Source organism: Henriciella sp. (assembly GCF_029937755.1).
Lineage (GTDB): Bacteria > Pseudomonadota > Alphaproteobacteria > Caulobacterales > Hyphomonadaceae > Henriciella.
In genome coordinates, this window is sequence record NZ_JAPYPG010000001.1 from 115,701 (window position 1) to 128,194 (window position 12,494).

The 12,494-nt window shown below is 62.6% G+C and carries 12 protein-coding genes; 4 read left to right on the forward strand and 8 right to left on the reverse strand.

Features of this window, described 5'->3' with window-relative positions; genetic code table 11:
- Nucleotides 1–181 precede the first annotated feature (181 nt).
- Entirely contained in the window at nt 182–1,015 is an 834-nt protein-coding gene (locus tag Q1K29_RS00555; RefSeq protein ID WP_300390109.1) for a hypothetical protein, read from the reverse strand.
- Nucleotides 1,008–1,862, reverse strand: coding sequence for a fumarylacetoacetate hydrolase family protein (locus Q1K29_RS00560; RefSeq protein WP_300390112.1), 855 nt, complete (start codon nt 1,860–1,862; stop codon nt 1,008–1,010). The genes Q1K29_RS00555 and Q1K29_RS00560 overlap by 8 nt, the downstream gene beginning before the upstream one ends.
- Before the next feature lie 116 nt (nt 1,863–1,978).
- Between Q1K29_RS00560 and Q1K29_RS00565 the strand changes: the two genes are divergently transcribed.
- A complete protein-coding gene (locus tag Q1K29_RS00565) occupies nt 1,979–3,661 on the forward strand; it encodes a DUF262 domain-containing HNH endonuclease family protein (RefSeq protein WP_300390114.1) in 1,683 nt (560 codons plus the stop codon).
- 92 nt (nt 3,662–3,753) lie between these two features.
- On the opposite strand, the gene Q1K29_RS00570 is transcribed toward Q1K29_RS00565, so the two are convergent.
- The gene (locus tag Q1K29_RS00570; protein WP_300390117.1) at nt 3,754–4,377 is read right to left on the reverse strand and encodes a hypothetical protein; all 624 of its coding nucleotides are present in this window, start codon (nt 4,375–4,377) and stop codon (nt 3,754–3,756) included.
- Between the two features lie 128 nt (nt 4,378–4,505).
- Here Q1K29_RS00570 and pip point away from each other — a divergent pair, with 128 nt between their 5' ends.
- From pip to Q1K29_RS00585, 3 genes are all read left to right on the forward strand, one after another.
- On the forward strand, nt 4,506–5,462 hold the full coding sequence (gene pip / locus Q1K29_RS00575) for a prolyl aminopeptidase (RefSeq protein WP_300390120.1): 957 nt from the start codon (nt 4,506–4,508) through the stop codon (nt 5,460–5,462).
- A gap of 94 nt (nt 5,463–5,556) precedes the next feature.
- Nucleotides 5,557–5,988, forward strand: coding sequence for a hypothetical protein (locus Q1K29_RS00580; protein WP_300390123.1), 432 nt, complete (start codon nt 5,557–5,559; stop codon nt 5,986–5,988).
- 46 nt (nt 5,989–6,034) lie between these two features.
- On the forward strand, nt 6,035–6,385 hold the full coding sequence (locus tag Q1K29_RS00585) for an energy transducer TonB (RefSeq protein ID WP_300390126.1): 351 nt from the start codon (nt 6,035–6,037) through the stop codon (nt 6,383–6,385).
- Between the two features lie 38 nt (nt 6,386–6,423).
- On the opposite strand, the gene Q1K29_RS00590 is transcribed toward Q1K29_RS00585, so the two are convergent.
- The 5 genes from Q1K29_RS00590 to mreC form a co-directional block, all read right to left on the reverse strand.
- On the reverse strand, nt 6,424–7,839 hold the full coding sequence (locus tag Q1K29_RS00590; protein WP_300390129.1) for a sodium-dependent transporter: 1,416 nt from the start codon (nt 7,837–7,839) through the stop codon (nt 6,424–6,426).
- 81 nt (nt 7,840–7,920) lie between these two features.
- Nucleotides 7,921–9,066 carry a rod shape-determining protein RodA gene (gene rodA / locus Q1K29_RS00595; protein ID WP_300390133.1) on the reverse strand — a complete coding sequence of 382 codons (1,146 nt, stop codon included), beginning with the start codon at nt 9,064–9,066 and terminating at the stop codon, nt 7,921–7,923.
- Nucleotides 9,067–9,092: 26 nt separating this feature from the next.
- Nucleotides 9,093–11,009 (reverse strand): penicillin-binding protein 2, encoded by a 1,917-nt coding sequence (mrdA, locus tag Q1K29_RS00600; RefSeq protein WP_300390136.1) that lies wholly within the window; start codon nt 11,007–11,009, stop codon nt 9,093–9,095.
- Nucleotides 11,006–11,566: a hypothetical protein gene (locus tag Q1K29_RS00605; RefSeq protein ID WP_300390138.1), complete on the reverse strand. Its 561-nt coding sequence runs from the start codon at nt 11,564–11,566 to the stop codon at nt 11,006–11,008. Before Q1K29_RS00605 ends, mrdA begins: the two co-directional genes overlap by 4 nt.
- A gap of 3 nt (nt 11,567–11,569) precedes the next feature.
- Nucleotides 11,570–12,463, reverse strand: a complete 894-nt coding sequence (gene mreC / locus Q1K29_RS00610) for a rod shape-determining protein MreC (RefSeq protein ID WP_300390141.1) — start codon at nt 12,461–12,463, stop codon at nt 11,570–11,572.
- Nucleotides 12,464–12,494: the final 31 nt, after the last annotated feature.

A 12,494-nucleotide genomic window follows, 5' to 3' on the forward strand; every position in this document is an offset into this window, starting at 1 on the left:
CCTCGATGACACACATTTAACTGTGGAGACGTTGCGTACGCAGAACACATTTGACTCCACCCCAAACGCCGATAGTGATGACCCAAGACCCGCGCCTGGAAGTCCGCGGCCTAATTGGCCGGACGGGGGCGTCTCGGGGGAGACCGGGGTTCCGCCACCAGGCGGGACCCCGTTGCTTTTTCTAGCGTTCGGTTTTCTCAGCAAAGACAGGCGCTTCCAGCGGCCAGGCATAGTCCGGCCCCGCCGTCTCCGCCTCTGTCACTTCTGTCTCGCCGGCGTCTGATGCAGCCTCTTCCACGGGCTGCGGAACGGGGCAGCCGACACTCAGGCGATTGGCGGCTTCGACCTCGTATTCGCCATCCCCCACCGCCGTCTCGGCGCCGCAGGGCGTCATGACGATCTCGTGCCAGGTCTCATCGAGATCACGATAGCCCACACGGTAGGAGAGCCATGTATTGCGGCCGGGTGCGGCGCGCACTTTCACATCGCCGCTGTCATAGACCAGCGTTTCTTCCGTGATGTCATTGGCATGCGACAGCAGCGCCGCGACGAAGCCGCCCGCAGGCGCGCCATCCTCGACAAAACTGATCGCATCGGGCTGTTCATAAGCCATGTTGAGGCCCTGAACGAGGACCCCGGTCCCCACCGGGCCGGTGAGCGGGAGCGGGTCCAGCCGCCCGGCACGCCAGCCGCGATTGCGCACTTCATCGACGCCTGCGATGTCTTCGGGATGCACCGAAAACAGGAAAAGCGCTTCGAGGTCTGCCAGGTCCGCCTCATCGGCCTGCTGGCCCGCCCCGGCCGGCGCCCCGAACATCAGCCGCTTGCCACCGGCAATCAGGACAGCGCAGGGCCGGTCCGTTCCGGCACTACAGGGCAGCAGGACGAGATCACCGGGCGCGATATCAGGCCGTGTCTCATGCTCTTCCGCGGCAGGTTCAGGCGTGTCCTGCGGTGGCAGGCAGGCGGCCAGCCCCGCGGCACCGAGGAGAAGACCGGCCAGCGCCTTAGCCAAGACGGGTCGTCTCCGGTTCCTCGATGACGGGATTTTCAAGCGTGCCCACTTTCTCGATCTCGACGCGCACGCGGTCGCCGGCCTTCAGCCACTTCGGCGGTGTATGCCCCGCCCCCACACCCGCCGGCGTCCCGGTGAAGACCACATCTCCCGGCTCCAGCGTGAAGGCAGCCGTAAGATGGGCGATCTGCTCGGCAACGGAAAAGATCATATCCCCGAGCACCGCCTCCTGGCGCAACTCATCGTTGACATAGCCACGGATGGAGAGGCTCGCGAGGTCGCCCACCTCATCCGGGGTCACGAGATAAGGCCCGAAGGGCGCATGCGTGTCGAAGCCCTTGCCCATGATCATGGTCGGGCTCGCCTTCTGCCAGTCACGCACAGAGCAGTCGCACCCGCAGGTGAAGCCGGCCACGATCTCCATCGCCCGGTCTGCCGGGACATGCCTGCCATGCTTTCCGATCACGACGACAAGTTCCGCCTCATAATCCAGCTGATCCGAAACCTTCGGAACGTGGATCGCGCCGCCCGGCCCGTTCGCGGCGGTCACCTGCTTGTTGAACCACTTCTGCACCTGCGGAGCATCGTTCTTGATGAAGCTCACGCTTTCCGCCACATGCGCGGCGTAGTTGAGCCCGATGCCGAGGATCTTGCCCGGACGGATGACGGGCTGCCGAATGACTACATCTGAGATTGCAATGTGGTCGCCGCTGCCGACTGCTGTTTTTTTCTCCATGCTTTGGGGGAAAGTCCTGCTCAGGCAGCCCGCCGCAACCGGGACGATCTGTTCATTTTCCAGCAGTCCGCAGTGCAATTGCCCGTCAATCTCGAAATTCAGCCACTTCATCTGTTCGTTGCGCTCCTGTCACACCCCCTGAGATTCATCCGAACAAAGAGTGTATTCGGAGGATCAGGGCGGCTAGTGAATGCCTCACACGTCTAGTCAGTCTATTGGGGAATTCAATGGAGTCAGAAACGCCGCGGTTGGACTCAGGGATCCGGGCGCGTGAATGCAGCCTGGCTGACATCCTTGGCCCGGGCTGCCAGCTCAAGATGCCGCCTTACCAGCGCAGCTACTCCTGGGAGGAAAACGAAGTCCGCGAGCTTCTGGACGACCTGCAGAACGCAATGGAGACGGGCCGTTTTCATTTCATCGGCGCGATCGTGCTGGTCGGCATGGAGGATAACAGCTTCCAGGTCGTCGACGGCCAGCAGCGGCTGACGACCCTCACCATGGTTCTCGCGACCCTGCGGGACCTTGAGAAAGACCCGGCTGAAAAGGCGGGCATCCAGAGCATGATTGGCGACCCCGACCGGGCCATGCTTGGCGAGGGCGCCATCTGGCGGCTGACCCTGAACGATGTCGACAATCCCTTCTTCCGTGAGGCCGTCCAGGGCGAGGGATCGACGCTGCGCCGGGACATCGTCGCAACTGACGACACCAATCACGAAGTCATGCAGAAGAACCTCGCCTTCCTGCATGAGCTTCTGGCTGACATGAGCGAGAAGGCGCGCCGCAACCTCTTCGCCACTATCCGCGACCGCGTGGTGCTTGTGCGGGTCATCGTGCCTGACTGGGATGGCGGCTACGAAGTCTTCCGCGTGCTCAACACACGCGGCAAAGCGCCCAACAGCCATGACATCGTGAAAACCGAGATTCTCCAGCACGCCAATTTTTCACAGGCCGAGGCGAGCCGCTATGCCCGTGAATGGCTGGAGCATGAGGCCAAGCTTGGCGGCGGCGGGCTGGACGACCTGCTCAACATCATCCGTCAGCTTTATGGCCGCAACACGAAGGGCAAGACGGCCAATGTCTTCGCCAAGGTCGTGCTGTCGAAGGTGGATCCCCGCGACTTCGTCGATACGGAGCTGCCGCGCTATGTGGAAGCCTACAGGGTGGTCATCAAAGGCGATCCGGATTTCGGCCCGCTGACCGAAGCGATAAAGGCCCCGCTGAACCATTTGCGGCTGCTTGACCACCAGCTCTGGCGCGTGCCGGCGGTTGCCTATCTCTACAAGCATCCCGACGATGGCGAACAGGCGCTGAAATTCTTCCAGATGCTGGAACGGCTGGCCTACGCCATGATGCTGCACTTCACCACCGCGAGCGCACGCCAGAAGCGTTATCAGAAGCTCACCCAGCTGATCCAGAATGACAAGCCGCTGTTCGAAAAGGGCAGTCCGCTTCTGTTCTCGAAGGATGAGGTCAGGAAGGTCCGCGAGCGCATGACGGGACGCTTTGCGACCTTCGGCCAGCGCCGCGCCATGGCGCTACGGACCAATGCCGCGCTTGAGAATGGCGAGACGATCACGCTGGAGGATGACGCCACGGTGGAGCATGTCCTGCCCCGCTCGGTGCCGGAGGACTCATACTGGCACGCCACCTGGCCACGCACACAGGTCCAGCGCGAACTCTGCGAGACGCTGGGCAATTTCGTCATCGTGCCGCAGCAGATCAATCATCAGGCCGACCGGCTGGACTTCCGCGAGAAGAAGCGGATCTTCTTCGAAAGCGGCGCCCGCATCTTCGCGCTCACCGAGGACCTGCGCCATCGCAACACCTGGACACCGGAAGATGTGCGCGCGCGCACTGAGCAGCTCGTCGATATCCTGATGGATGTCTGGTTCTCGACGCCGGAGGACTAATACCGTCCCTGCGCCCTGTCATGGACGGGACGCGCCTTCCCGGCCGCGGAGGGCCGGATCAGGCAGTAGTCATTGCTGAAAACAGGGCCTGCCTAGCTGGCGGCAGCGGCGTCTTCCGCCTCGTCTTCGAGGGCGTAGGCATCGGCAAGCCTGTCGGCTGTCTTGCGGGCCGTATCAACCGCCGCAGCAAGCTCCTTGAGCGCCGCTTCGGTCTCGTCGAGACCTTCATCGCCACGGCTTGCCGCAATGCCGGTCGCTTCGGCAAAGCCGCGATAGCTCTTCTGCGCGGTAACGAGCGCCGTTTCGAAATTGATCAGGTCGGTCCGGACGACATCATTCTCATCCAGAAGCGTGTCGGCGACCGTCTGGACTTCGGAAAAAGCCTGAAGCGTCGAGCGGGCATCATCGGTGATCGTCTCGAAGACGGTCGCAACATCTTCGTCAGACGCGGCAATGCGTTCGGCATAAGTGCCCGCCTTGCGGCCGGTCTGCTCGGAATTGCCGCTGAAGAGGACGCTGGCGAAATCCATAAGGCTGCGCGGTTCGCCAACCCAGCCCTGGGCTTCAGCCCGGGTATTGAAAGCTCTCGCCGATTCGGCAAGCGCGGAGCTTTCATCCGATCTTTCGGTCTCTACGATTGCGTCCGTCGACACCATGGACACAGTCGCACACCCGGTGAGCATGAGTAACGCTGTGCAGGTTAGTGCTTTCATCATTCGCCGTTGGTTCGCCCCGTTTTACTCACCCCACACCTATGAACATTACAGAAATAGGCTAGTAGGTCCAGTGAGTTGATTCATATAGGATCAGCTGAGAATGAAGAGGATGTGAACAAGGTTATCGAATGTTGAAGCTATATCCACCAATCGAAGCCCGCCGGTCCGGGCGCCTGCGCGTGTCCGACATCCACGAGATCTACTGGGAGGAATCCGGCAACCCGGACGGGGTTCCCGTCATCGGACTGCATGGCGGTCCTGGTGGCGGATCCAGCCCGGAAATGCGCCGCTTCTTCGATCCGGAACTCTACCGCATCGTCCTGCTCGACCAGCGCGGCTGCGGACGCTCCACGCCGCACTCCGAGCTGGAGGGCAATGACACCTGGGCGCTGGTCAGCGATATCGAGGCGGTGCGGGAGCATCTGGGCATCGACAAGTGGGTGGTCTTCGGCGGCTCTTGGGGCTCGACCCTGTCGCTCTCCTATGCCGTCCAGCATACGGACCGTGTCCATGGCCTGATCCTGCGCGGCATCTTCCTGATCACCGAGGCCGAGATCCAGTGGTTCTACCAGGATGGCGCCAGCCGCCTCTTCCCGGACGCCTATGACCGCTATGTCGCCCCGATCCCGGAAGACGAGCGCGGTGACCTGCTCACCGCCTTCCACAAGCGCCTGACCGGAGATGACCGGAAAGCCCGTATCGAGGCCGCCAAGGCCTGGGCCTGCTGGGAAGGCGAGACCATCTCCATCCAGGGCCCGTCCTCACGCCCGGCCCGGTTCGAGGAAGACAGCTTCGCCGATGCCTTTGCCCGCATCGAGTGCCACTACTTCGTCAACAAGGGCTTCTTCCCGGAAGATGGCTGGCTGCTCAAGCAGGCGAAGGAAAAGCTGCAGGGCATTCCCGGCATCATCGTGCATGGGCGCTATGACGTGGTGACACCGCTCGCGACCGCTTGGGCGCTGACCAAGGCCTGGCCTGCCGCAGAGCTGCACATCGTGCCCGATGCCGGTCATTCCAGCCTCGACTCCAGCATTGTCGACCAGCTGATCCGCGCCACGCGTACCTTCGGCAAGCTTTTCAGCTAAACCGCCCAACCCGTGATTGTCCAAACGATCAAGGGTTGAGCTTTCACCCTGAGCAAGATATGTAATATCATATCATAGAATCAGGGAGTGTCGCATGAAGCCGTTGATCGTTCTGGGTGTGGCCGCTGTCACCGGACTGGGGGCGCAGGCCTCGCCCTGCACCGCAAGCCATTTCACGGATGAGCATGGAAAGACATATTTGAGCGCGGAGACAGCCCTTCTTGAAGACGAGGCCCCTGGCCGTGCCGTCGGCATTCTTGACACTCTTCAGGCCTCCAACCTCAATTGCTATGAAGCCTTGGCCGCCCATCGCATGAAAGCCGCCGCCCTGGTCGAACTGAAGGACTTCGAGGCGGCCATTGGGGAACTCAAAATCGTGCTGGAGCATCCGCTCCTGTCCACTGAAGAGAAAGCCCGCGAAGCCTACAATATCGGGCAGCTCTATGGAGTCCTTGGCGATCAGGAGGCTGCGGCGCCTTATCTGGAAATGAGCGAGACGCTGAAGGCCGGCGCCGAAGAGGACTGACCGCCTTGAGCGGGATGCGTCAACAGGCATCAAAACGGAGCTCAAGATGCGCTTGCTAGCCGTCTCTGTGCTGATTTTCCTCGAAGTCGGCGCTGCCGCTGCACAGTCCGGTAGTCCCGCTCCCGCGTCCGATCGTGATGCCCAGCCGGAAAACTACCCACACCCCGTTTACCCGGCCGAAGCCGTGAGAAACGGCCTCAGTGGCAAATGTAACGTCATCTTGGACGTGACAGCGGATGGCGAGCCTTTCAATGTGAAGGCTGATTGCACCGATCCGGTCTTTGCAGAAAGCGCCACTGAGGCGATGAAACAGGTAACTTTCCCACCCAAACTGGTTGAGGGGCAGTCAGTCTCACGAACGGGCGTCGTCTACCCGATCGAGTACCGGTACGAGTAGGCAAGGCAAGGGGCCGGACGCGCTGGCACCCCTTCCACCTACTCCGCCGGCAGGGCGTTGTTCGGGCCGAGGATGGCGGTCATGAAGCCCGGCAGCTGGACGTTGTACTGCTGCTGGATCTTGTCGAAGAAGCCGAAGAACAGGACGAAGCCGAGGAAGGCCGGAACGAACCAGCGCATCAGGAAGCGCCAGACATTCATGATCGTGCCCTCACCGATCTCGGTGGTCATCATCTCACGTGACAGGATCCAGCCGGCAAAGATCACCGCCAGCAGACCGCCGAGCGGCAGCAGGAGATTGCCTGTCACGAAATCCATGAAGTCGAGATATTCCGGCCCGAAGACGTAGGCCGCGCCGACGAGGAACAGGATGGTCCCCATGCCCGTTGCCGCCCCGAGACGGGTTACGCCCTGACGTTCCTCGAGCCAGGACACCGACACCTCAAGCAGCGAGATGGACGAGGTGAAGGCCGCAAAGAGGGCCAGGCCGAAGAACACGATCGCCATGAACGCGCCGCCCGGAATTGAGCCAAAGGCTACCGGCATGGAAACAAAGAACAGGCTCGGCCCGCCGGCCGGGTCGAGGCCGGCTGCGAAGACAACCGGGAAGATCGCGAAGCCTGCGATGAGGGCCACCAGCGTGTCCGAGCCGGCGATCAGGCCGGAGGATCTGGGAATATCGGTCTGGCGCGAGAGGTAAGCGCCATAGGTGATCATCAGGCCCACCCCGATGCCGATGGAAAAGAAGGCCTGTCCGATCGCTTCCAGGAAGGTGTTGAAGCCGACATCCTCCCATTTCGGCGTCAGCAGGAACTCCGCTGCGGCTGCGCTGTCACCGGTCGTGAGGGCAAAGCCGACCACAACGACAAGCATGATGAAGAAGGCTGGCATCAGAATGGTGGCGGCCCGCTCGATACCGCCCTTCACGCCGCGGCCGACAACGAAAATGTTCGCGATGATGAAGATGCCGAGCAGCAACAGCATGTACCATTTGGACACCAGCGGGTGCTCGCCCTGACCGATCGTATTGTTGAAATTGGCCCCGGAGGACGCTGCGTCCATGCCGGTAAAAGCCCCGCCGAACGCCTGGAAGGTGAAAGCCATCAGCCAGGCAGAGATCACCATGTAGAAACTCAGGATGAAGGTCGCCGTCAACGTACCGACCCAGCCCACAATGCCCCAGTTGAGGGACTTGCCTTCAGCGCGGGCCAGCGACTGGACGCCCTCGATCGCCGACATGCCCGACTTCCGGCCCATCGAATATTCCGCCATCAGGAGCGGAAGACCGACGAAAGCGACCGAGAGCAGGTAGATAATGATGAACGCCCCACCGCCATTCTCACCCGCGGTGTAGGGAAAGCGCCAGAAATTGCCGAGGCCCACCGAAGAGCCCACGGCGGCCATGATGAAGCCGAACTTAGAGCCCCAGGTCTCAGTCTTGCGGCCAATTTCCATATTTCGCTCCCCAGATGGAATGATTTTCGCGGGACAGTAGCTTTCGCGGGATAAAGGTCAACGTGCGCGCCGACATCGAGGTCAAATCACCCCCTGCCCGCCCAGCCGCTCGTCGCGGCCGAGGTGCACAGACATGATGATGCCGAAACACGCCATCGTCGTAAACATCACGGTTCCGCCATAGGAGACAAGCGGCAGCGGCACGCCGACCACCGGCACAAGGCCGAGCACCATCGCGACATTGAACAGGATGAAGAAACCGACCGTCGCCACGCACCCGGCTGCGGCAAACCGGCCGAACAGGCTGGCGGAAGTGCGGGCGATGACCAGCCCCCAGACGAGAATGATCCCCCACAGGACAAGAAGCCCCGTCGCACCAAGGAAGCCGAACTCCTCGGCGATCACCGTCAGGATGAAGTCGGTATGCTGTTCGGGGATGTAGTCGAGCTGCGCCTGGATGCCTTCCATGAAGCCCCGGCCCTGCCAGCCGCCAGACCCGATGGCGATCTTCGCCTGCTCGATCTGGTAGCCATCATCGAGCGCATTGACCGCCTGTCCCGTCAGCTGGGCGAGGAAGGTGTCGACACGCTCACGCTGATAATCCTCAAGCACGAACTGGTAGATCGGCCAGACACTGATCAGCCCGGTCACGAATACCGCCGCGATGACGCGGTAATAGAGTCCGGCCAGATAGATGAGCACGCCGCCAGACGCGAACAGGGCAAGCGTAGTGCCGAAGTCCGGCTGCTTGAAGATCAGCGCGGCCGGGACGACGATCAACAGGAGCGGCGGCAGGTGGATGAAGAACCGCCCGCCCGCATTCGGCAGGTTGTTATGGTAGTAGCGGGCCAGCGCCAGCGTCAGGGCGAGTTTCATGAACTCCGACGGCTGGACATTGATCGGCCCGAGCGGCAGCCAGCGCTGCGCCCCGCCGCCGGATACCCCGAACATCTCCACCCCGACCAGCATCGCCAGCGTGATGAAATAGGCCGGCCATGCGGCTTGCAGCCAGATCTTTATCGGCACCAGCGCGATGACGAACATCAGGGCCAGCGAGATCATGAACCGGACAGCATGGCGGGCCGGAAGGCCGGCTTCAGCCGGGTTTGTATAGGTCGAACTGTAAAGCGCTGCGGTCCCGATCAGGGCCATGCTGATCAGCATCAGGATCAGCCCCCAGGGTAGAGCGCCAAGCGTCCCGGCGAGCGTTCGGTCCTCGAACCGCATGCTTGACGCCCGCGCAGCCCTTGCCATCAGGGCGCACCCTTGGTGGTGATGATGGATGGAACGCTGGCCGTCTGCCAGCGTGCTGCCCGGCGCGAGTCGCGGCGGATGGCGGTGGCCATGATATCGCGTGCAACAGGCGCCGCCGCACTCGACCCGCCCTCGCCGTGCTCAACAACCACAGCAGCCGCATATTTCGGATCATCGGCAGGCGCATAGCAGACGAAGAGCGCATGGTCGCGCAGCCGGCGGTCCAGCTGATCACCCTTGAGCACGCCCGTGCGCCGCTCTTCCTCACTGATGCGGCGCACCTGCGCGGTGCCCGTCTTGCCTGCCAGCCGCGGGCCGCCAAGGCCGAGGTCGCCGGCCCGCCAGGCGGTGCCGCCCGCTTCCGACGTGACGCCGTACATGCCGGCCTTCATCCGGTCCATCATCTCCGGATCGAGCGGTTCGGCGCCCTTGATCGGTTTGTCAGGGCGAGGCCCTTCGCCGATGATATAGGGCTCGATCAGCTTCCCACGCGCAGCAATCCGCGCAGACATCAGGGCGAGTTGTAGCGGGCTCGTCGAGAGATAGCCCTGTCCGATGCCGTAATTGAGCGTTTCGCCTTCATACCATGGCTCGCCGAGCGTCCGGCGCTTCCACGCATCGTCCGGCACCGTGCCTGAGCGCCCGCCTGTCATCCCGAGATCCCAGGTCTGGCCGAAGCCGAACTTGCGGGACACCTCGGCAATCTTCTCGACGCCCACACGGCGCGCGATTTCGTAGAAGTAGACGTCGCAACTGCCCTTGATCGCCCAGTGCATGTTCACCGAGCCATGGCCGCCGCGTTTCCAGCAGTGCCATGTGCGGTTGCCGAACCGGTAATACCGGTTGCAGTGGACACGCATATTGGGGTCGATACCGGCTTCCAGCGCTGCCGTCGCCACCACCATCTTGTAGGTCGAGCCGGGCGGATAGGTGCCGTCATAAGCCTTGTGATAAAGCGGCGAACGGTCATTCTCCCGCAGCGCATTATAGTCTTCGTACGAAATGCCGTTCACGAAATCATTCGGATCGAAGGCAGGCGTCGAGACGAAAGCGAGGATCGCGCCGGTCTCGATGTCGAGAACGACAGCCGCCCCGCTCTCTTCCCCGAACCGGTCGATGGCCGCACGTTGCAGCTCGGCATCGATGGTGAGGCCGATATCCTTGCCCGGTGTCGGGGCGAGGTCGTCACTGTCCAGTTCGCGGATGACACGCCCGGCGGCATTGGTTTCCAGCCGGCGGAAACCCGGTTCGCCGCGCAACCACTCCTCGGCATAGCGCTCCACGCCGGAGCGGCCGGTCCGCATGTCGGGATGGCGGAAAAGCTTGCGCAGAAGGTTCGTCTCTTCCGGGCTCGCATCCTCCGTCAGGCGGGAGAGATCATCCCCACTCGCCTTGGCGACATAGCCGAGCACGTGAGCCAGATCACGCCCGCGCGGATAGGAGCGTGTCGATGCCATGTCGACCTGCACACCGGGGATTTCGGCGGCGAGCAGCGACATGCGCGCAAAGTCCTCATAGGACAGTTCGCTCTTGATAATCGTGGACTGGAAGGAGGCCTGCTGGCGGGCCTGCTGGATGATGCGGGCCTGGCTTTGCGGCGACAGGTCGACATGGCGCGCCACCTCGCGCAGGGACGCTTCCAGGTCCGGCGTCTGTTCGCGGATGATCGAGACCCGGCCCGCCTGACGGTGGGAGGCCAGCGGCAGGCCGAAGCGGTCGAGAATGTTGCCACGCAGCGGCGGGGCAAGCTCCAGCTTCACGCCGTTCTCGTCGGCGATCTTCTGGTATTTCTGGCCCTCAAGAAGCTGCAGCTGCGCAAGCCGCGCGACGAGGCCGGAAAACAGGACACCACCGGCGACACCGGTCGTGAGCAACCGGCGGCTGATGCGGGTATCGTGATCGGTTGGTGCGCTCATGTCAGACTTCCCGTGAGAACGGCGGCCCGGCGGCCAAGATCGAAGACGGGGGCCACGATCATGTGCAGGACATAGGTAACCACATAAGCCTGAATCAACGGCGTCAGCTGTACAATATGGTTGCTGTTGAAACTCGCAAAAAGCCAGACCAGCGCAAAAGCGAACGCATAGATGACGATGGGTGCCAGCGTCGTGATCACTGGTGCGCGCTCGCGGTCAAAGCTGCGATGGACAAGCGCGCTCAGGCCGAAGGCGGTAAGATTGATGAAGCCGAAACAGCCGAGCGGCGCATAGGCGCTGACATCCTGGGCGACACCGAACAGCATCAGGATGACCATCGGACGCAAGGCAAGCCCGCTGCGGCCCCATCCGACCGCAGCGATCAGCGCAGCATACGGCCATGTCAGCTCGGTCCCGAAGATGCTTTTTGGGGTGAGCCCCACCAGGCCGATGGCAAGCACCAGCGCGGTTCCGGCAATCAGCCGGCTGGTCGGGCCTGTTTCACCCCAGATCCGGCCGAGAGCCGCAAAGCGCTCATTTCCCTTGCGCCTGGCCATGGCTTACGGAGCCCCCGGATTGGCCGCGCCGGTCTCCCCGTCCTCGGAAGCGGCGGTCTCGGTTTCGTCAGGGTCAGCCTCAACAGGAAACTCTTCCGGCTTGGGAATCTTCATCGAGGGCATCAGGCGGACAAAACCGCCGCGTGCATTCGTCATGGAGAAATCGACGCGCTGCTCTCCGCCGCGCTTGAGAACTTCACCGACCACGATACCCCGCGGGAAGATGCCCCCTTCGCCAGAGGTCAGCACCCGTTCGCCAAGGATGAACTCCCCCTTTTCCGGCAGGTCGGTCAGCGTTCCGAGATCATCGCGGTCACCGAACAGGATGGCGCGCATGCCGCTCGCCTCGCCCATGACCGGGACACGTGAGTTGAAGTCTGTCACCAGCAGGACACGCGAGGAGCGCTCACCCAGCTGCACGACGCGGCCAACCAGCCCGCCCTCATTCTCGGCATAGGCGCCTTCTTCCACGCCATGCATGGCGCCGGCATTGACGAGGATCGCCTCGCGGAACGGGCCGTTTGTTTCAGACGTGATCCGGGCGGTCACACCGCGCACGGGCGGCTCGCCCATGATGTTGAGCATGTCCTCATAGGCTTCCAGCCGGGCCGCCATGGAGATGGCGACCTGGCGGTAACGGGTCAGCTCGCGCACTTCGGCCTCAAGCTCGCGGATGCGTTCATCGCGTGCGGTGCGGCCGGTAATCTTGTCCCACAGGCCCGGGCGCGCAGAGCTTGCCAGCTGGTCGGCAGCAACCGTCCTGGCAGGGTCGATCATGGCGCGAAGGCGGGGAGAGGTCTGCAGCAGGAGGACGCCGAACAGCGCGGCCAAGGCAATAAAAAGGGCATACCGCCGAAGCGGGCGACCTTTCAGGCGCTTTCCTCGCATACGGGCCATGGACGTCCCTTCTGGCCTCCGACCACACTGC